Source organism: Staphylococcus arlettae (genome assembly GCF_025560845.1).
Taxonomy (GTDB): Bacteria; Bacillota; Bacilli; order Staphylococcales; family Staphylococcaceae; genus Staphylococcus; species Staphylococcus arlettae.
Map to the genome: position 1 here is coordinate 1074436 of NZ_CP094803.1, position 21023 is coordinate 1095458.

Consider the following 21023-nt stretch of genomic DNA (forward strand, 5'->3'; position numbering starts at 1 on the left):
GTTAGCGCCGGCTTGGAGATATGAATTGAATATTCAAAAGTTTAAAGAGAATAATAAAAACATCCCTATAAGATATCATAGAGTAAATGACAACTACTCCGTTAGTAGAAGTAGCTAACTATATTATAACAAGGTCAAAGATAAATTTTATTATCATTTTGGAATTAGAAAAAAATGGCAGACGAATAGTAAAATAAAAACACTAGTCTAGGAGACTAGTGAAAAATAGTAATAGCAAAAGGCTATATTTTGTAATTCTATTGATGAAAATGAACGGTAACACAGTTACTAAAGTTATTTTTTTTGAAAGCACAGTACTATATACCATTTGTCTTCATAAAAACAGTAAAATGAAGACAACAAAATTATATCAAATCAAAATTTTTTATAATATATTTTTTGAGGATGTGTAAAAAAACTAATAATAAAAGTAAAAATTAAGCTTTATTATTTTGTTAATATTAATAATGATAAAATTTTCGTATTTATGCTTTGATAGTTTTTATTAAAAATTTAATTAGTAATATAATTATTGTTGGGGATTCTATATACGTGAATATATACTTATGTTAGTTAATAATGAATTTGGAGAAATAGCATAAATAATTTCCAAATTAATAAACAACAGCACTTTTGATTTTTACTATATAGTTATCAAATTTTACTACATATTTTGAATGCACTATAGTTTATTATAGAAGTGCTATAATAAACTTGTGTGATAAATAAACACATAAAATTTTTCATAAAATATATTCCCTAATAAGATGGGAAGAGGTAAATTATGTGCAAATTATTTACTTCTTCCTATTTTTATTAGTTATAAACAAACTGTTTTTTACTTAAATAGAGGCATTTTTTACTAATGGTTAAAATAAGCTATACATTAACAAAATATCATACTATATTTGTAATGAGGTACGGCACATACAGCTAGAATTAATAACATTTTATTTGTTGTTAATACATCATCCACAGACGTGTTTTACCTCAAACACACTTGCTTTCTCCTAAACTATTTGTTTAATTAATATTCTTTTTGTTAGTTACAATCAGAGTGTAATGACTAACATAAGTATAGGTAGTGCATCCATATAAACTGCCTCACTCAATCATTTAACATAAACAAAAAGCGAATTTTGTGTAGAAAATTAGCCTGAGTTTTAAAATGTGCACACGACTTGATTCATTTCAGTCGTGTGCATTTTTGTGTTGTGAATGAAGAAGAAACTACGAAATGATGGGTATATGCAAAAGAGAGAAAATAGTTTAATTTGTCCTAGCTGTTTGTATGACGAAATTATTAGCAGTTAATGATAATTAAAATGTGTGCCAAAAAATAACTACTTTCGTTATAATAGATAATATGAGATGGAGGAATGTGACGTGGAATTTTGGTTAAAACAACAAGCAAATCGTAATGGGGATGCGGTGTTTATAGACAATGGGAAGACAAAATTAACCTTTAACAGTTGCTATCAACGTGCAACACATCTTGCCTACAGTATTCATAATTTAAATCAAAAACGTGTAGGTATGTACATCGATAACAGTATAGAATCAATTATACTTATTCAAGCTGCTTGGCTCGCTGGGGTAGAAATTGCAATGTTGAATACACGTTTGACAAAAACAGAGATGCAAAATCAGATGCATTCAATCGATGTCGAAGCAATTTTGACAACTTCAGATTTAACTTTAGATGGCTTTGATATTTATACTTATGCGTATTTAATAACTTGTGCTGAAGAACAATCATATGAAGCACCTTTTGACATTAATCGTATTGCTTCAATTATGTTTACTTCTGGTACAACGGGTCCTCAAAAAGCAGTACCTCAAACATTTGCCAATCATTATGCTAGTGCTATAGGTTGTGAACAAAGTCTAGGTTTTGATGCCAATACAAAATGGTTGTCAGTGTTACCTATTTATCACATATCTGGTCTTAGTGTGATTTTGCGTGCATTAATTGCAGGATTCACTGTAAGAATAGAGCCAAAATTTAATACACAGCAAATATTGCACATCATTTCTGAAGAGTCACCGACACATGTGTCATTAGTACCACAAACATTAAAATGGTTAATGGATGCGGGGTTAACTCAGCCATATAACATAGAAAAAATTTTACTCGGCGGTGCGAAGTTATCTGCTGCTTTAATCAACCAAGCATTGTCCAATAAGTTACCAATTTACAATTCATTTGGTATGACTGAAACTTGTTCACAATTTTTGACTGCTTCACCGACAATGTTGGAGCATCGTCCAGACACAGTTGGTAAACCTAGTGATAATGTACAAGTGAAAATTGTACGACCAGATAATAAAGGTCATGGAGAATTAGTGATCAAAGGTAATAACGTTATGGAAGGGTACTTATATCCTAATGAGTTGAACGCTATTGATGAACAAGGTTATTTTAATACTGGAGATATTGCTGAAATAGACGATGAAGGTTTTGTAATGGTATATGATCGGAGAAAAGATTTAATAATTAGTGGTGGGGAAAATATATATCCATTTGAAATTGAATCTGTGGCAAAAGCATGCAAAGATGTGGAAGATGCAATGTGTGTCGGTACGTTTGATGATATTTGGGGAGAAGTACCATATTTATATTATGTAGCTAAAGATACTGTGAAAGAGTCACAATTACAAGACTATTTACAAAATCATTTAGCAAAATATAAAGTTCCAAAGTATTTAAAGCGCGTATCAGCGTTACCATACACCTCTACTGGAAAATTACAGCGTCAACATTTGTAAAATAGGAGTGACTTATGATGAAAATAGTAGATATGAAACTATATACTGTTGAGTTACCTTTTAAAGCGCCTATTGTGACGCCGAAAATTACACTGTCTACAAGACAAGCACTTATTTTAGAATTGGTTACTGATGATAATTCACACTATTTTGGGGAATGTAATGCGTTTGACACAGACTGGTATTTTGACGAAACGATCGAGGTAGTAAAACAGCAATTACAGCAATGGTTTGAGGCTAATAAGTATAAAGCATTTTCAACATTTGAAGATATCCAGCAGATGGTTATTTCGCTAGAAGCGTATCCAGCGACTCGTAGTACAATTATTATGGCAACATATCAAATGTTTTATAAGCTATATAATATTACTGTCGATTACGGTGCGACCGTTAGTGGGTTGACTGCAGAAAGATTACAACAACTTAGAGATACACAACCGAAAAGAGTAAAGGTGAAATGGTCTAATACAATAAAAGCTGATTTACAACATCTAATAGCTTTGGCACATAGGCCGAATCTCGTTATAGATGGGAATGAAAGTATTGCTAAAAATGATGCTGCGCGCTTAACGCAATTGTATGCTGATGATATCCTTTATATTGAAGAACCGTTTTATAATTTAACAACATTTAACCAAGTGCCGAATCTGCCATTAGCTATAGATGAAAAAGCTATATCAACTACAGCAATTTTAGATATTGTAAATAATTATAATGTTGAAGTAGTAGTTTTAAAACCATTCCGTTTAGGCGGATTGGACAGAGTGCTTTCACTTATTCAAAAACTTGAACAGTATAATGTTAAAACGGTCATCGGTGGCATGTATGAATATGGTTTGAGTCGCTACTTTACAGCAATGCTCGCTCAATATGCAACTTACCCGGGCGACATCACACCAGCAGGTTATTATTTTCAGCAAGATATTGTGAAGGATTCAGGTTTGTTAAATAATGGAAGACTGGAATTTAATCCTCCCGTTATAGATTTAACACAATTGACCCCAGTGCTTTAATGTTTTTTGTTTTTCTTTTTTAGAGGAACTGGATCGAATCCTCCTTTGTGTAACGGATGACATTTTAAAATTCTCTTAATGCCTAGCCAGCTGCCTTTGAATGCTCCATAAACTTCTATAGCTTCTTTTGTATAAGCTGAACAAGTTGGATAAAATCGGCATGTTGGTGGAGTAAGTGGTGAAATAAAATTTTGATATAGATAGATAACTCCTAAAAACAGTTTTTTCATATTATAGCCTCCAACGTATTTGTAAACATGATAATTTTAACATAAATAAGAGGTGTCAGATGAGTATAAAGTTTAAAGATAGAGATAATAATGATGTACTATTAAAGTTCAAAGAAGAAAATGATTTTGCTGATGCAACACACGTACTTACAATTCCTATTTATACAAATAAATTGTTGTTTACACAACATAAAAAACGCGGTATAGAGTTTCCAGGGGGCAAAGTGGAAGTAAATGAAACATCACAAGAAGCTGCTATTAGGGAATTGCATGAAGAAACAGGTGCCACAGTTAAGGAAATGCATTATATAGCGCAATACCATGTTGCTCGAAGTGACTTACCTAGTTTCAATAAAGATGTTTATGTTGTATTAGTTGATTTTATCGAAGAAAAAGAGGACTATTTAGAAACAACAGGACCTGTTTTATTTGCAACAATTGAAGAAATTCCTGACACTGATAAAAGCTTTTTGCTAAAAGATGATGCAATATTAAGTTGTGTAGATAGGATGATGAATCTTGGCTATTACTAAAACAAAGAAAATGCCTATAGATGTTCGCAATCACAGTGGTTATGAGATTACATATTTAGTGGATGATTTACAAGTTAAAGCGCTATTATTATTACCGTATCAGCGTGTTAAACGTATCGTAGTTTATTTACGTGGTGGTAAAGGTCAAGTAGGGAAGGTGAGAACAGGCAGATTACTGCAATTTGCCAATGCTGAAACGTTAGTAGTAGGCCCTTATTATCGAGGCAATAATGGTAGCGAGGGAAAAGACGATTTCTACGGTGAAGATTTAAAAGATGTGACGACCTTAGTGAAGCTATTACACACACAATATCCAGATGCAGCAATTCACATGATAGGATTTTCGCGTGGAGGATTACAGGGGCTCCTGACATACTATGACTTACCAGTATCCAGTTTTATCATTTGGGGTGGTGTGTCTGATATCAAACTAATGTATGAAGAGCGCGTGGATTTGAGAGGAATGTTGCGGCGTATGATTGGTCACCCTAAAAAACAAGCAGCTGCTTACCAGTTGCGTGATGCCATGCAATATATTACACCAACAAGCCCACCTATATTAATAGTCCATGGTGCACAAGATCACCAAGTAGGTATTCATCAAGCGTATTATTTAGCTCAAGCGTTGAACGATATCTCGTTAACTTACCGCACCTTATACCAACAACAAGAAGGGCATGTGCCAAGACCGTTTGCCTTGTCACCTGTTTTGAATCAGATACAACAGTGGATGTCAGATGTTGAACACCAAACGATTCAAGATGATTATGCAATAGAATAAATTACAAAGAGGCTGAGACAAATTGATATGCTCCCTTCAAAGTAGACATTAAAAAAATGAAAACTTTGAAGGGAGTATTTTTATGTCTAGAAAATTAATTGACTTAGATTTATTACAATCAGTTTTTAATAATTATGAAAATGGTATGAGTTTCGAAAGCATTGTAGAAATAGTTGATGTTAATCTATCTCCAGAATATCTCCGTTATATGTACAATAGGTATTTAACAAACGGCTTATATTCTTTAATACGTAACTCACAAAATAATAAGTATTCATTTCAATTTAAAATGAATGTAGTTCAGGAATATTTGGATAATGATATATCTTATAAAAAATTGGCCATTAAATATAATATTCCTGCCCATGAAACTGTACGCAAATGGGTAAATCGTTATACTGGAAGAAAAGAGAATACCAATTATTCTCCAAAACAAGAGGTGTATACGATGAAAGGTAAAACAACAACATTCAAAGAACGTCTTATAATTGTAGAATACTATTTAGATAATGAAATTAGTTATAAAGATTGTGCTAAAAAATATGATGTTAGTTACGGTCAGTTGTACCAATGGGTACAAAAGTATAAATCACATGGCCGTGATGGCCTCCAAGACGGTAGAGGCAAAGGCAAACCTAAATCTATATTAACACCAGAAGAACAGAGAGAAGCTGAAATCCAAGAACTAAAAGATCGAAATAAAATATTAGAAATGGAAAATAAAGTCTTAAAAAAATATCAAGAAATAGAAAGAGAGATGATAAATCAACAAGCAAAAAAATCGCAGCATATGAAACGATTGAAGCGCTAAGAAATGAATTTCCAATTAAACATTTATGCCAAACTTTAAATATTTCACGCGCAAGTTATTATAAATGGTTACATCGAAAGCCCACACAAAAAGAATTTGAAAATAAAATATTAATAAAAGAAATCAAACACATTTATGAAAAATATAAAGGCATTTATGGATATAGACGAATTTATATTTATATTCGCCTATATTTGCATAAAAAAGTAAATCATAAACGTGTTTATCGGTTAATGAATCAACTAAATTTAAAAGCAGTTATCCGCCGTAAACGCAAGCGCTATAAGCCTTGTACTCCTCAAACGATAGCCGAAAACGAATTAAATCGTGAGTTTCAAGAAAGAGAGGCTAATAAAAATTGCTAACAGATGTAACTGAGTTCCAACTTGAAAATGGAAGTAAAATATATCTTAGTGCAATATATGATTTGGGAACAGGTAAAATCGTAAGTCATTATTTGGGAAATTCAAATAACAATCAACTCGTATTTAAAACATTTGATAAGGCAGTCAAGACTGTAACTAGTACCGAAGGTATTATATTTCATAGCGATCGTGGTTTTCAGTATACTTCCCGATTATTTAAAAATAAGTTAAATCACCATAAAATGATACAAAGTATGTCTCGTGTTGGAAAGTGTATTGATAATGGTCCTATGGAAGGTGTTTGGGGAATTATTAAATCTGAGATTTATAGAGGTTCTAAACGGTTTAAATTCGAAAGTATAGAAGAAGCATTTCAAGTTATAAATAAATATATAAAGTTTTTTAATAATGAAAGAATTACATTAAAAATGGCTAATCTCGCATAAAACGAGACTAACCAATTTTTTAATTATTTACTTGTCTACTTGACTGGGTGCAGTTCAAATTACTTATGTCCCAGCCTCTTTTCATATTATTATAATTGTTTAAATCCGCCTTTGATTGCGAGTTCTTGTGCTTCAGTACCGAATTTTTCAAAATTCTCATTAAAGCGATTAATTAAGTCTTGTGCTTGCTCTTTATATGCAGCAGCATCGCTCCAAGCATTAATTGGGTTTAAAATTGTCTGTGGCACATCATCTACTTCAACAGGGATACTTAATCCGAAAGTATCGTCCTTCTTGAATTCAGCATCTTTCAATTGACCTGTGATAGCTTGATTTACCATTTGGCGTGTATAGTTTAGGCTAATTCTTCTACCTACACCATATTTACCACCAGTCCATCCAGTGTTAACTAAATACACATCTACTTCGTGCTCGTCGATAAGTTCACCTAAAATATCAGCGTATACAGTAGCATTGAGTGGTAAGAATGGAGAACCAAAGCATGTAGAGAATGATGGTTCAGGTTCAGTAACACCACGTTCTGTACCAGCTAATTTAGCTGTAAAACCACTTAAGAAATGATACATAGCTTGATCTTTTGTTAACTTAGCGATTGGTGGTAATACACCGAAAGCATCAGCAGTCAAAAAGATAATTGTATTTGGATGCGCTGCTTTTGATGGTTTAACAATATTATCTATGTGATCAATAGGGTAAGCAGCTCGAGTATTTTCGGTATAGTAATTGTCATCGAAATCAACATCTCCGTAATTATCAACAACTACATTTTCTAATACAGTACCATATTTTATAGCATCATATATTTGTGGTTCTTTTTTCTGTGATAGATTGATAGCTTTAGCATAGCAACCACCTTCGATATTAAAAATACCGTTTTCGTTCCAGCCATGCTCATCATCACCGATAAGTTTTCTTGTAGGGTCTGCTGACAATGTAGTTTTACCGGTACCTGATAAACCAAAGAATAACGCGACATCTCCTTTTTCACCAACATTTGCAGAACAGTGCATACTTAAAATGTCACTTTTTGGTAATAGGTAATTCATTACAGAAAAAATACCTTTTTTCATTTCACCGGCATATTCAGTGCCACCGATTAAAATGACTTTGTGTTTAAATGATGTAATAATAAATGTTTCAGAGTTTGTGCCATCGATGGTAGGATCAGCTTTGAACCTTGGTGCAGAAACGATTGTAAAATCTGCTTTAATGTCTTCTGCTTCTTCTTTTGAGCTAGGTTTAATGAACATGTTTTGAGCAAATAAGTTATGCCATGCTAATTCATTAATTACCGTTAAGTTCAACTGTGAATCTTCATCGCTACCTGCATAACCATTAAAGATGTATAGCTCATCTTTTTCATCTAAATAATCTAATACTTTATCATATAAATTAAGGAAAGTTGTTTCATCAATGGGCTGATTGATTTCTCCCCAGTCGATATCATCTTTATATGATGGTTCAGAAACGATGAATTTATCTTTTGGTGATCGACCTGTATATTTACCTGTTCTTGCGTTTATTGCGCCTAGTTCTGTTAGTTCACCTTCATTATTATCAATGATTTTATAATTTAATTCTGTTGTTGATAATTGAAATAAGGAAGTGTTTTTTCTTAAAATGTTTTGTAGTTTATTAGTGTAAGTATACGTGTCTATCGCCATACTTAATCCCTCCATCGTTATTTTAATGTAAGCCCTTACAGTTAACGAGTATAACATAATTACATAATTAATCCATACCAATTTTCGATAAAATTTGAATAAAAGTTAAATTGACATAAGATGCCAGATTAGTTACTATATTAGTAACGGATTCTCTTATCCTGAGTGGCGGAGGGACATGGACCCAATGAAGCCCAGCAACCTCTTCTTAATTGAAGGAAGGTGCCAAACCGTTTGCAGACCTATATTGTCTGAACGATAAGAGCGAATGGACGTACAGAGCCTTCTCTCTATTTATATAGTGATGAAGGCTCTTTTTTATTAAGCTCAACAGATAGAGAATTTTCGTAATTTAAAGCTAAAGGAGCACATTATGACTTACAATAGAAGACTTTTTACTTCAGAATCTGTAACAGAGGGACATCCAGATAAAATTGCAGACCAAGTTTCTGACGCAATTTTGGATGAAATTTTAAAGGATGACCCAAATGCAAGAGTGGCATGTGAAACAACAGTAACAACAGGAATGGCACTTATTTCAGGAGAAATATCTACATCTACTTACGTCGATATTCCGAAAGTTGTCAGAGAAACAATAAAAGAAATTGGCTATACTCGTGCAAAATTTGGTTATGATAGTCAAACAATGGCTGTTTTAACAGCAATAGATGAACAATCATCAGATATAGCACAAGGTGTAGATACTGCATTAGAGTATCGTAATGATATTTCGGAAGAAGAAATAGAAGCAACTGGAGCAGGTGACCAAGGCTTAATGTTTGGTTATGCTACGAATGAAACGGATACATATATGCCGTTACCAATTTTTTTATCACACCAACTTGCAAAACGCTTATCAGATGTTAGAAAAGACAAAATACTTGATTACTTAAGACCAGATGGAAAAGTACAAGTAACAGTGGAATATGATGAGCAAGATGAACCAAAACGTATAGACACAATTGTCTTATCAACACAACATGCAGAAGATGTTGAATTAACACAAATTGAACAAGATATTAAACAGCATGTAATTGAACCAACTGTACCGACAGCATTATTAGATGCAGAGACTAAATTTTATATTAACCCAACAGGTCGTTTCGTAATTGGAGGGCCACAAGGTGATGCTGGATTAACTGGCCGTAAAATTATTGTTGATACGTATGGTGGTTATGCACGACATGGTGGGGGATGCTTTAGTGGTAAGGATCCAACCAAAGTAGATAGATCTGCTGCATATGCTGCTAGATATGTTGCTAAAAATATTGTTGCTGCTGAATTAGCTGACAAATGTGAAGTTCAATTGGCATATGCTATTGGTGTAGCTGAACCTGTATCTATCGCAATTGATACTTTTGGAACAGGTAAAGTAGGCGAAGCACAATTAGTTGAAGCAGTAAGAAATCATTTCGACTTACGTCCGGCAGGCATAATCAAAATGTTAGATTTAAAACAACCAATCTATAAACAAACAGCAGCTTATGGTCATTTTGGTAGAACAGATGTATTGTTACCATGGGAAAAACTGGATAAAGTTAATTTATTGAAAGATTCGGTACAAGCATAATAACAATTTCAAAAATATGTGAGTTTTCCATCGAATGATAAACAGTTTTCTATTATAATGTAAGTATTGAAGAAAAAAGGAGCGAAATTGTTATGAATTCATTTGGACCAATTGAAATTGGTTTGATTGTAGCTGTGATCGTAGCAGTCATTTGCTTGATATTATTTTTAGTTACACTTAAAAGTAAGAAGAAAGCACAACAAAAAGCAGAAGAGCATTATCAAAAAAAAGAAAAGCAATTACAGGATTCTTATGCTGAGGAATTAGAAAAAGAAAGAATTGAAAATAAGAAAACTGTAACTAAACAAAAGGAAGATTACGATCACACTGTAAACTCCAAAAATCGTGAAATTGATGCGTTAAAACTTTTCTCGAAAAATCATAGTGAATATGTCACTGATATGAGGTTGATTGGTATTCGTGAGCGTTTGGTGAATGAAAAACGTATTCGACCAGAAGACATGCATATTATGGCAAATATCTTTTTACCTCGAAATGAGTTTAGTGATTTGCAACGTATTAGCCATTTAGTTTTAACACGAACAGGACTTTATATTATTGATTCACAATTATTAAAAGGTCATGTATATAATGGTATAAGCGGTGCTCAGTTTGAAGAAACGCCAATGATGTCACAAGTATTTGATACATTAGACTTAGATAAGAAGGATCCTCAAGTATTAGTATTGGATCAAAATGACGATACACAGTCATTATCAGTAGTTAATTATTCTAATCATTTGGAAGCTGTTGAAAAGTTAGCTGGTGACTTACAAAATGAATTGAATTTAAAATATACACCAACAACAATTTTATATTTCAATCCTAAAAATGATGGTGGGGTTACTATTTCTAACTTTGCGCAAACTGCTAATAGTAAAGTATTAGTTGGACCAGAACAACTTGATGAGTACTTTAATAAATTTGTTTTCCACGGTAGAATTCAATATAATGTTGAAGATTTACAGCAAGTAATGGATAAAATTGAATCATTTAATTAATATACAAAACTGAGCGTCAAAATAATAGACGCTCAGTTTTTGTATATTTTACACTTTTAAGCATAATCTTTTGTTATTTTTAGTAATTTTTATATGATTAGACTATCTTAAGTTGGAAGGGGTATTAATTTGGAAACAGTAGAATTTTATAATGGTAATAAAATGCCAGTAGTTGGTTTAGGTACATTCCGTGTTGAAAATAATGATGATTGTAAAGAGGCTGTAAAACATGCCATCATTAATGGTTATCGAAGCATCGATACTGCAATGATTTATGATAACGAATCAAAAGTTGGAGAAGGTATTGCAGAAGGCTTAGCTGAAGCTGGAATTGCAAGAAACGAATTATTTATTACATCTAAATTGTGGTTAGCTGACTACGGTCGTGAAAATGTTCAAGCAGCATACGAAACAAGTTTGAAAAAACTTGGATTAGATTACTTAGATTTATATTTAATGCATTGGCCAGGGTTAGATGAAGCTGTAATGATTGATACTTGGCAAGGTATGGAAGATTTATATAAAGATGACAAAGTTAAAAATATTGGTGTAAGTAACTTTACTGTTAGTCATTTAGAAGCTTTATTAGCACAAGTATCTATCAAACCTGTAATTAACCAAGTTGAGTTTCACCCGTACTTAGTACAAGATGAACTTCGCCGTTATTTAGAAGTTCAAAATATAGTGGCTGAATCTTGGTCACCATTAATGAATGCTCAAATTTTGGATGATGAAGTAGTAAAAGCTGTGGCAGAAGAAGTAGGCAAAACTCCTGCACAAGTCATCATTCGTTGGAATATAGAAAATAATGTCGTTGTTATCCCTAAATCAATTACACCATCAAGAATTGATGAAAACTTAGATGTATTTAACTTTAGTTTAACAACTGCTCAAATTGAAAAATTAAATGCTTTAAATGAAGATAAACGTATTGGTCCTAATCCGGATGAGTTTAGTGGGCAATAAACTGATAATAAAATCCCTAGTGTAGGTAATTACACTAGGGATTTTTTCATTTTTTAACTAATAGTATAGCCTATAAGACAAGCTATAAAAGCACCAAGATATTGCAATACAGAATATAAAGTGAAATGAAACAAATTTCTTTCTTTGTCAATAAATTGTACAAGTTCTGATGCCAAAGTCGAAAAAGTCGTTAAGCCACCCAAAAATCCAACAGTGGTTAGTGATAATATTAAGTTATCTGACGTCTGATTCATAATAATTCCAATTAGCAAGCTCCCGACAAGATTGACGAATAAAGTAGCAATAGGTATACGGGATACAAAGTGACGATTACAATAATTTGTAATGGCACCTCTAACTACTGCACCCAAGCCTCCTCCAAACATAATACATAATAAATTAAGCATTTAACCAACTCCCAATTTTGACACCTAAGTAGCAACATAAAATGCCTAATGCATAACTTATAATAGCGTATATAAATAAATGAACGATCGCTTGATGATTAAGCATAGTAACTAATTCAAATTGAAAGGTCGAAAATGTTGTTAAGGCACCTAAAAATCCAGTAGTAACAGCTTTTTTTAAGTGTGGATTATTTCGAAAATAATTTAACGATAGTACACCTAATAATCCCATTAACGTAGCACCTGTTAAATTTGCTAGTAAAGTACCGATAGGAAATGCTGTCGAATTGTTATTAAACAAAGATAATCCATAGCGTAACGCCGCACCAAACGCGCCGCCTATAAAAATATATAAATACTGCATAGTATATTACCTTCCTAACATAAAAAATAGAGCGAGAAAGAACCCAAACAAATTACACTTGGAATTCGTATACCCGCTCTCACGATGTGACATGTTTACTTCGTCATTTTATTATGGATGTATACATGTTACTTAATTTGTGTTGATTTAATGTGAAATATACATTTATGTAGTCTTACTTACACAATTATAATTAATTAAAAAATGATGCCAAAAGTAGCAAGTGAAGATAAAATATGTATAATAATCACGATTAATAAGATGAATGGTAGTAGCTTGCTTGCTTTTTTAACCCAATCCGTGCGTTCTTTTGAATGCTTGATTGATTTATCTGAAAGAATGATAGCAGCAATTAAAATTATTGCATTAATAAAGCTACAGACAAAAATTAATTTAATCATAGAATCAAATATCTGATCTAGCAAAGGGTTGTAAGTATTGAAACAAAAACTTACTAATATTAATAGCCCAGATAAATAAAAATAAAGTTTTGAGCGTGCCATATTTACCTCCTATAGCGTATCATTTGATAATAATAACACACTTTTACAAAAAGTTAATAGTATTAGTGATTTCTCTGTGATACATACTCATACCATAGTTGAGTAATTATAAATTGTAGGTATAAGAATGGAATTAATATGTTTTAAATAATGAAATTATATAAAGTATAGGCAAAAAATTAGAAATTTTATGGCAATGGTGGTATAAATGAAATGTATGGTTTAATAGCTTTAAGACAATTCGAAGAGAATTGTTTATATTAGTCAGGAGGAATATGTAATGACAAAATTAAATGTTGAAGTGTTTGCAGATGGTGCAGATATTGAACAAATGAAAGCTGCTTATAAAAATAAAGAGGTTGATGGTTTTACTACTAACCCAAGTCTAATGGCCAAAGCAGGCGTAACGGATTATAAAGCTTTCGCAGAAGAAGTTGTACGTGAAATTCCTGATGCTTCTATTTCTTTTGAAGTATTCGGTGACGATTTAGAAACGATGGAAAAAGAAGCTGAAATCTTAAAACAATATGGTGACAATGTTTTTGTTAAAATTCCTATTGTTAATACTAAAGGTGAAACAACAATTCCTTTAATTAAAAAATTATCAGCTGATAATGTACGTTTAAACATTACTGCTGTTTATACTTTAGATCAAGTTAAAGAAATTACTGATGCTGTAACAGAAGGTGTGCCAACATATATCTCTGTATTTGCTGGACGTATCGCTGATACTGGCGTAGATCCAGTACCAATGGTTAAAGAATCAGTTGAAATTGCACATAGTAAAGCAGGCGTTAAATTATTATGGGCAAGTTGTAGAGAAGTAATTAACGTAATTCAAGCAGATGAATTAGGTGCAGATATTATTACTTGTCCTGCAGACGTTGTTAAAAAAGTAAATACTAACTTAGGCAGAGATATCGAAGAACTGTCAGTTGATACAGTTCAAGGTTTCGCTAAAGATATTCAATCATCTGGCTTATCTATTTTATAATGAAATAGATTGTGTTCGGGATATAAATAGCTCTGACTTTAATATAAACGTCAATTTCTATTGAAAAGATATAGAAATTGACGTTTTCTTTATTTTTTGAATGACTAAATATAGTTTGCCCGATGTTGTAATGTGTTGACACCCAGGGGAATAGCATGTGAGAGTGACTACAGGCTCGAACTATAACCCAGGCAAGCTAGCACGGTCAAAATTGAACGTTTTTAAATAAACAAATGAATGTCAGACAATGATATAGCTGTTATCAAGGATAAGGTACTTTTAAGATAAAAGGTTCTACTATTGAATCATTGTGTTATTTACTATAAACTTTAATGATAAATTGAAATGAACGAAATAGAGCGAGGTATAGTACATGAGTTCGAATATTTTTCAACAGAAAGTGAAAAAACAGCTGTGGTTTTTGAATAAAAAAGAAAAACGTACTTTACATAAAGTTTTAGAGGAAGCAACTTCAAAAGATTCAGAGGTTGATTTAAAACGCCCAGTAAGGTTTTCTAACCAATTTTTAAAAGAGTTTATTTTTCAAGAAAAAGTCGTTTCAGTGACGACATTGTTTCCTTTATTAATTGGTATTTTGTTTGCCTATATTATTTTAATTGGTGTGTTTTTATTTGGTTTTATTACAAGTTTGACTGCAGTCCAATATTTTATAAAACCGGAAGTGTCGTTATCTCCTCTGGTAGTTATTTTAACACTGATAGGTTCAATTTTATTAGTTATTTTGAGCTTATATTTTATTAAGGTTGCTACTGCATACTTTACTAAAAAGTTATTGGAATATAAACATAATTCGAAATTATAACTGACAGCTAATTATAAGTTTGTTTAAATAAATGGATAAGGACAATACTTTCTTGCCATTTTTTTAGAATCAGATGATAGGGTTCATCAATAGTCAGAAACTGACTGTTATTAAATTGAATAATTGAAGCGGAGCCTTTTGTTTTTACTCCACTTATCGAATGCGCATTGATATAATATTGTATCGGTGCGCGTTTAGGTTTTAGTGGAAATAGAATTAAAGTGTCGTGGATGAAGATAGGTACTAACTTATTAATTTTAAGCATGGCTTTGGCATGTTTGAGTTGTACAGTTAAAGATTTATTATTGATTTCTAATAAATATTTTACTACATTGTAAGGCGTGGTTGGATAAATGTAGTAATGGTTTAAATGTTGACAAAGTGTCTTTGTTTGTGTACTTTTTTGAGTGTGTAAATATAATATATTTGCTGAAGAATGCATATGAACGTATTCCTTTCATATTTTAAAATAATTTGAATATTTCACTTGTACAGCCTTTTTATAATTTTTAATTGTAGATAATGATAGTTGCATAATATTAGCAATTTCATATTGCTTATAACCTTGTAAAGATAGCAAGAACCATTGTTGTTCTTTGTGAGATAATTGATTGCTAAACTGTGTATACAAAATGGAGGCTTCAATAGAGGAGAAATTATTCGGAGCTTCTAAGTGGCACAGATTGATATCGACAAAATGATATTTAAGATGTTTGGAGCGAAATTGATCAATCAAATGGAAACGTAATCTGATATATAAATATGACTCTAATGAGTTGGAATGCTGAGGATTATAATTAATGAGTAATTGCCATAAGTGAATAAATAATATTTGAAAATATTCATCATAATTATACGTGATTTTATATCGTTTTAATAGTTTGTGTATTAACTGTTGATGCTTTTGCAATTCGATTGAAATTGTCATTATAGTTCCTTTAAGGTTGTAATTACAACTTGAATTTCCGGATATAGAGATTTTATTACGATTAATAGAAATTTTCATTTGCTTAATTAGATAAATAGGTGTTAAATATTAGTAGTAGATAGAATAAATAAACAACATAGCGATTGAATACATGATTAACTCAAAGATATGACATTTTATCTTAATTTTTGTATAAATAGGGAGGTTTCATAATGGATTACGCACACTTAAATTTAGAGCATTTTTTCTCTAGACATGATGACCTAGACATAATAAAAGATAAATCAGATTTTGTAATGATAAATAATACGACCAACGAAATGTTATATCGTGATGGAGATATTGAAGGTACGATTGATTTGAATCGCTATTATTATAAAAATAGATCTCAAGCAGTTAGCTTTATTATGATGGATTATTATAGAAGTCAAGAGTAATGAAATTAAAATTTCATTACTTTTTTTATGAATTTGTGACAACTTAGGTATTAAATTGTCTATTTTACAGTAAAGTGTTAGACTTTATTATCGAAGTCTTATAATTAAATACGATAATTTTGACCTTAGAGGTGTGAACATGACAAAGCATAGTAAAGGCTCTATATTATCAATTATTGGTTTATTGGTAATATTAGCTGTCGTTGTGAGTATCGTCTTTTCAATGATTTCTGATCAAATCTTCTTTAAAGATGTTAAAGAAGTAGAAAAGGTAGAAAATCTCAAAGTTTCTTTAGAAAAGGCGTCGAAAAAACAAATTCATAACTATACTAGTCAACAAGTGTCTAGTAAAGATAATAAAAACTGGCGAGATGCGTCATCTGGAGAAATTAAAGCTGCGATGGATAGTAGTAAATTAATTGAAAGCGATACTCAAAAATATCAATTTTTAGAACTTGATCGCTATCAAGGAATCGATGAAAATAGAATTAAGAGAATGTTGATTGATAATCCTACTTTATTAAAACACTCTGACGATTTTATTAAAGCAGCAAAACATAAACATGTAAATGAAGTATACTTAATTTCACATGCATTGCTAGAAACTGGCTCTGCTAAAAGTGAATTAGCAAGTGGTGTGGAAATTGACGGCAAAAAATACTATAATTTCTTTGGTGTAGGCGCACTTGACGAAGATCCTGTTAATACAGGCGCTAAATACGCTAAAAAGCATGGTTGGGATACGCCAAGTAAAGCCATTGAAGGTGGAGCGGCATTTATCCATGATCATTTCTTATCTAAAAAAGAACAAAATACATTATATAGTATGAGATGGAACCCACAAAATCCAGGTAAACATCAATATGCAACAGACATTAAATGGGCAGAAAGTAATGCAAGTTTAATGGCCAACTTTTATAAAGATATGAAAACTGAAGGTAAGTATTTCAAATATTTTGTCTATAAAGATGATGACAAACATAAATCGCAATAATAAAAACTAGAAAGCTGAGATATAAATCTCCGTTTTCAAAATAATAGGAGACTGGGACAACATTGATTCGTCCCAGTCTCTTTTCATATTGTCAGTAGCTGACTGCATTGAAAATGCGCTTCAAACCGAACTTGTTTCAACGCTAGTCATTCTTGCCGGGGTGGGAAAACGAAATCATTTTTTTCAAAATCAGATTTCTGTCCCACTTCATGTTTTAGTCGAAACCTTTTTTTCGTGTTGGCAGTAGCTGACTGCATTGAAAATGCGTTTCAAACCAAGCTTTTTTCAACGCTAGTCATCCTTGACGGGGTGGGACGACGAAATCATTTTTCAAAATCGGATTTCTGTCCCACTCCCTCTTTATATTTTAAGTCTTTTATTTTGAACAAAGGCTGCCTGGTGTATGTTTCAAACATATAGTTTCTTACTATTCCATCGGGTGTCAGCACGTTACATCATCGAACAAATTATATTTTGTTGTTCAAAAGGTAAAAAAGCATCAAATTCTATATATTTTGAATAGAACTTGACGCTTTTTCCAATCAGATTTATGTCCGATCTCGTGATTTTTGTTAATAAACTTTATTTTTTCTAGAGATAAGTAATAATAATAAAAGTGTCGAAATAAATACTTTGAAAATAAGCTTCATGTGATCACATCCTACTCTAAATACTAGCGTTGCCTATTATACATGTTATAAAACAAAATAACTATTCTTCAAAATAATGATGTTTTTCTAAAAAATTCTTGGCAACGACAGCAGGTTCAAGACTTTTACCATCTGCTTGGTAGTTCAATTTTTGCATATCTTGTGTTGAAATTTTATTGTTTAATTTGGCAATAGATTTTTTGATTTTCGGATTGTCTTGTAGAAAATCATTAGGTGCAACTGCACTTGCATCGTATGGAGGGAAGAAATTTTTGTCATCTTTCAACACAACTAAATCATAGGCAGAAATTCGACCATCGGTAGTATAACCTAATGCTACATCTAACTTTTTATTTTTAAGGGCATCATAGACTAAACCAATTTGCATAGGCTTTAATTTATTGAAGCCAAAACCGTAAAATGATTTAAATGGTTTATAACCATCGCCACCACGTTTAATCCAAGTTGAATCTGTACCTACGTTTACTTTATTTTTAATCTTTTTCAGATCTGAAACAGTACGCAAATTATATTTCTGTGCTGTTTCTTTAGTGACCATGAAAGCGAAAGTATTTTCAAACCCATAAGAATCAAAAAATGTTTGATCAAATTTTTTATTGAACAATGTTTGTGTAATTGACATTGCTTTTTGAGGGTTTCTAATAGGTTGCTGTTCTAGTACACCAACTAAATCAGTGCCAGTATATCGTGTGCTAGAGATATCAGCATCATCATTGATCATTGCGTTATGTTGGATTGTAGCTGAACCTAAATTATTAATAATAGAAGCAGAGTATTCACCATTTGAATCATGTTCAATTTGTTCTTTTAACATGTATGCCATGATTTGTGATTCACTCGTAGCCAAAGCAGAGATTTTGATATTTTTTTGGTTATTGCCACCACCTAAACCGGGTAAATCACAACTTGCTAATATAGAAAAGCTTAATATAATTAATATTGCAAAATACTTTAATCGTTTCATTGATTACCGTCCCATTTAAATTACTTTATTAAAATTAATTTTTTGTATGTAAATAGAGTATCATAGTTGAAAGAAATAATTAACAAGAGCTATGAAAAATTGTTGTATAATGAAATTATTTATAGAATATAGTATTGTTAAATTTATCAGTAATCAATTACAGGAGGGGTCATATGCGAGTAGCAATTATTGGTGCTGGTACAGCCGGTGTATCAGTACTAAGAGAAATGGTTAAATATGAAAAGTTTAAAGATTGGTACGTTGATGTATATGATACACCTAAAAATATGGGGAAGGGCGTCCCATTTCAAAATGACAGTGATCAATTGTTAATTAATTTACCTGCTAAGGAAATGTCTATTAATATCGAAAATCAACGAGAATTTTTCGATTGGTATCAACAACAAAATGTTTTTAAATTTGATAATCCAGAATATTTGCCGAGATTTATTTTTGGCCATTATATGAAGTCTTATTTAAACTATTATTTAAATCAATTTGACAATATTAATAAAATTTCAGAAAAGGTTGAGGAAGTATTTATTAATTCAGATATTGGAGATACACAAGTTTCATATAGCGTGTGTACTAGTATGGATATGACAAGTTGTCGAACTTATGATTGCGTATTTTTAACAATTGGAACATTGTCTTATCACGATCCATATAATTTAAAAGGCACAAGCGGTTATATTCAAACTCCGTATCCAACGTATAACACCTTAGATGAAGTGAAAGACACAGATAACATTGCAGTGATTGGAACTGGTTTAGCTAGTTTAGATGTAATACGCTACGTAGCTGAACACCATCCTAATTTACCTTTAACAGTGACTAGTAGAAGTGCAAAATTACCGCGTGTGCGTGGCAATATGCCAGAATTGCAATTTCAATACATTACACCTGAAAATTTTAATACTATTAAAAAACGACATTTTGGAAATATGCCGTTAACAGAGGCGATAGCATTATTTAAACAAGAATGTGCACATTTTGGTATTTCCTTAACTGAACTATTGAGCAAAGAAAATCGCACCCACGTAGAACAACTCCAATTTGATTTAACGCATGCTGAGGAATTAGGTACGTTACAAAGTTTACTCGAAGGAATTAAAGAAAATATGAATTGGATTTGGAATAGTTTTAATCGACAAGATCAAGAACAGTTTTTAAATCATTATCAACATATACTCAAAGAAAATTCTAATCCGATGCCTCCGAGAACAGCTGAATTACTTATTGCTGAGATTGAGAATCACAACATAGTGATTAAAGCTAATTTACAAAATATTACATATGATGGGCAACATTTTTGTATATCATATGGTGAAGACAAGAACAATTGTGAATACTATGATGTCATTATTAATGCTACTGGCTCAAAGTCACATTTATCTGAATTAGATGGGGATGATCAACTCGTGCTAAATTTAGAAAATAGGCAAGTAATACAAGCCCATCCTTTAGGTGGTATTCAAATAGTGCCAGAGACTAACCAAGTAATTAGTCCTAGATATGGCACATTACACCATATGTTTGCATTAGGCCAACTTACAAATGGCATTAACCAATCACGAAATGGCGTTAATATGATAGTTAAACAAGCAGTAGATGTTGTGAAGTTGCTTCTACAGCAATCGAAAGCATAGCTTGTAAAAATAAAAAATAAACCCGACTTTAATAATATGGATTGTTTTTACTGTATAAATAGTGTATTATAATTTATGTAACTTAACATAAAGTTACTTGACTCAAACATCATTAACAA

20 protein-coding genes, 1 pseudogene and 1 riboswitch are annotated in these 21023 nt (G+C 31.7%); of the genes and pseudogenes, 13 read left to right on the top strand and 8 right to left on the bottom strand.

The window, feature by feature from the left end:
• Positions 1-1386 precede the first annotated feature (1386 nt).
• Both menE and menC read left to right on the top strand, forming a co-directional pair.
• Entirely contained in the window at positions 1387-2769 is a 1383-nt protein-coding gene (menE, locus tag MUA37_RS05255) for an o-succinylbenzoate--CoA ligase (RefSeq protein ID WP_204176987.1), read from the top strand.
• Between the two features lie 17 nt (positions 2770-2786).
• On the top strand, positions 2787-3782 hold the full coding sequence (menC, locus tag MUA37_RS05260) for an o-succinylbenzoate synthase (protein WP_103387794.1): 996 nt from the start codon (positions 2787-2789) through the stop codon (positions 3780-3782).
• Here menC and yidD read toward each other — a convergent pair.
• Complete coding sequence (gene yidD, locus MUA37_RS05265; RefSeq protein ID WP_021459078.1) at positions 3779-4012, bottom strand: membrane protein insertion efficiency factor YidD; 234 nt, start codon at positions 4010-4012, stop codon at positions 3779-3781. The two genes, menC and yidD, sit on opposite strands and share 4 nt — an antisense overlap.
• A 59-nt stretch (positions 4013-4071) precedes the next feature.
• Between yidD and ytkD the strand changes: the two genes are divergently transcribed.
• The 3 genes and pseudogenes from ytkD to MUA37_RS05280 all read left to right on the top strand — a co-directional run bounded on the left by ytkD (position 4072) and on the right by MUA37_RS05280 (position 6948).
• Positions 4072-4545, top strand: a complete 474-nt coding sequence (gene ytkD / locus MUA37_RS05270; RefSeq protein WP_021459079.1) for an RNA deprotection pyrophosphohydrolase — start codon at positions 4072-4074, stop codon at positions 4543-4545.
• Entirely contained in the window at positions 4532-5326 is a 795-nt protein-coding gene (locus tag MUA37_RS05275; RefSeq protein ID WP_232197920.1) for an alpha/beta hydrolase family protein, read from the top strand. The genes ytkD and MUA37_RS05275 overlap by 14 nt, the downstream gene beginning before the upstream one ends.
• A 56-nt stretch (positions 5327-5382) precedes the next feature.
• Positions 5383-6948: pseudogene (locus tag MUA37_RS05280) on the top strand (IS3 family transposase).
• Positions 6949-7037: 89 nt separating this feature from the next.
• Here the strand turns inward: MUA37_RS05280 and pckA are convergent.
• Positions 7038-8633, bottom strand: coding sequence for a phosphoenolpyruvate carboxykinase (ATP) (gene pckA / locus MUA37_RS05285; RefSeq protein WP_002510562.1), 1596 nt, complete (start codon positions 8631-8633; stop codon positions 7038-7040).
• A gap of 153 nt (positions 8634-8786) precedes the next feature.
• Positions 8787-8898: riboswitch (SAM riboswitch) on the top strand.
• Between the two features lie 108 nt (positions 8899-9006).
• Between pckA and metK the strand changes: the two genes are divergently transcribed.
• The 3 genes from metK to MUA37_RS05300 all read left to right on the top strand — a co-directional run bounded on the left by metK (position 9007) and on the right by MUA37_RS05300 (position 12170).
• The gene (metK, locus tag MUA37_RS05290) at positions 9007-10203 is read left to right on the top strand and encodes a methionine adenosyltransferase (protein ID WP_002510563.1); all 1197 of its coding nucleotides are present in this window, start codon (positions 9007-9009) and stop codon (positions 10201-10203) included.
• A gap of 92 nt (positions 10204-10295) precedes the next feature.
• Positions 10296-11204 carry a nuclease-related domain-containing protein gene (locus MUA37_RS05295; protein WP_262624880.1) on the top strand — a complete coding sequence of 303 codons (909 nt, stop codon included), beginning with the start codon at positions 10296-10298 and terminating at the stop codon, positions 11202-11204.
• Between the two features lie 129 nt (positions 11205-11333).
• Positions 11334-12170, top strand: coding sequence for an aldo/keto reductase (locus MUA37_RS05300; RefSeq protein ID WP_002510565.1), 837 nt, complete (start codon positions 11334-11336; stop codon positions 12168-12170).
• Positions 12171-12223: 53 nt separating this feature from the next.
• Here MUA37_RS05300 and MUA37_RS05305 read toward each other — a convergent pair whose 3' ends face one another.
• The 3 genes from MUA37_RS05305 to MUA37_RS05315 form a co-directional block, all read right to left on the bottom strand.
• Complete coding sequence (locus MUA37_RS05305; protein ID WP_002510566.1) at positions 12224-12577, bottom strand: fluoride efflux transporter FluC; 354 nt, start codon at positions 12575-12577, stop codon at positions 12224-12226.
• Entirely contained in the window at positions 12570-12941 is a 372-nt protein-coding gene (gene crcB / locus MUA37_RS05310) for a fluoride efflux transporter CrcB (RefSeq protein WP_002510567.1), read from the bottom strand. Before crcB ends, MUA37_RS05305 begins: the two co-directional genes overlap by 8 nt.
• Positions 12942-13138: 197 nt before the next feature.
• On the bottom strand, positions 13139-13444 hold the full coding sequence (locus MUA37_RS05315; RefSeq protein ID WP_002510568.1) for a hypothetical protein: 306 nt from the start codon (positions 13442-13444) through the stop codon (positions 13139-13141).
• A 280-nt stretch (positions 13445-13724) separates the two neighbouring features.
• Between MUA37_RS05315 and MUA37_RS05320 the strand changes: the two genes are divergently transcribed.
• Together MUA37_RS05320 and MUA37_RS05325 are read left to right on the top strand one after the other, a co-directional pair.
• Positions 13725-14438: a transaldolase gene (locus MUA37_RS05320; protein ID WP_002510569.1), complete on the top strand. Its 714-nt coding sequence runs from the start codon at positions 13725-13727 to the stop codon at positions 14436-14438.
• Between the two features lie 373 nt (positions 14439-14811).
• A complete protein-coding gene (locus MUA37_RS05325) occupies positions 14812-15261 on the top strand; it encodes a hypothetical protein (protein ID WP_002510570.1) in 450 nt (149 codons plus the stop codon).
• Between the two features lie 7 nt (positions 15262-15268).
• Here the strand turns inward: MUA37_RS05325 and MUA37_RS05330 are convergent, their stop codons facing one another.
• Both MUA37_RS05330 and MUA37_RS05335 read right to left on the bottom strand, forming a co-directional pair.
• Positions 15269-15703, bottom strand: a complete 435-nt coding sequence (locus MUA37_RS05330; protein ID WP_002510571.1) for a competence protein ComK — start codon at positions 15701-15703, stop codon at positions 15269-15271.
• Between the two features lie 15 nt (positions 15704-15718).
• Positions 15719-16189, bottom strand: coding sequence for a sigma-70 family RNA polymerase sigma factor (locus MUA37_RS05335; RefSeq protein WP_037580146.1), 471 nt, complete (start codon positions 16187-16189; stop codon positions 15719-15721).
• Positions 16190-16401: 212 nt separating this feature from the next.
• Between MUA37_RS05335 and MUA37_RS05340 the strand changes: the two genes are divergently transcribed.
• The gene (locus tag MUA37_RS05340; RefSeq protein WP_002510573.1) at positions 16402-16626 is read left to right on the top strand and encodes a hypothetical protein; all 225 of its coding nucleotides are present in this window, start codon (positions 16402-16404) and stop codon (positions 16624-16626) included.
• Between the two features lie 139 nt (positions 16627-16765).
• Entirely contained in the window at positions 16766-17620 is an 855-nt protein-coding gene (locus MUA37_RS05345; protein WP_262615916.1) for a peptidoglycan release complex glucosaminidase SagB, read from the top strand.
• A gap of 711 nt (positions 17621-18331) precedes the next feature.
• Here the strand turns inward: MUA37_RS05345 and MUA37_RS05350 are convergent.
• On the bottom strand, positions 18332-19255 hold the full coding sequence (locus MUA37_RS05350) for an osmoprotectant ABC transporter substrate-binding protein (RefSeq protein ID WP_002510575.1): 924 nt from the start codon (positions 19253-19255) through the stop codon (positions 18332-18334).
• A 173-nt stretch (positions 19256-19428) separates the two neighbouring features.
• Here MUA37_RS05350 and MUA37_RS05355 point away from each other — a divergent pair, with 173 nt between their 5' ends.
• The gene (locus tag MUA37_RS05355; protein ID WP_021459818.1) at positions 19429-20904 is read left to right on the top strand and encodes an FAD/NAD(P)-binding protein; all 1476 of its coding nucleotides are present in this window, start codon (positions 19429-19431) and stop codon (positions 20902-20904) included.
• Positions 20905-21023: the final 119 nt, after the last annotated feature.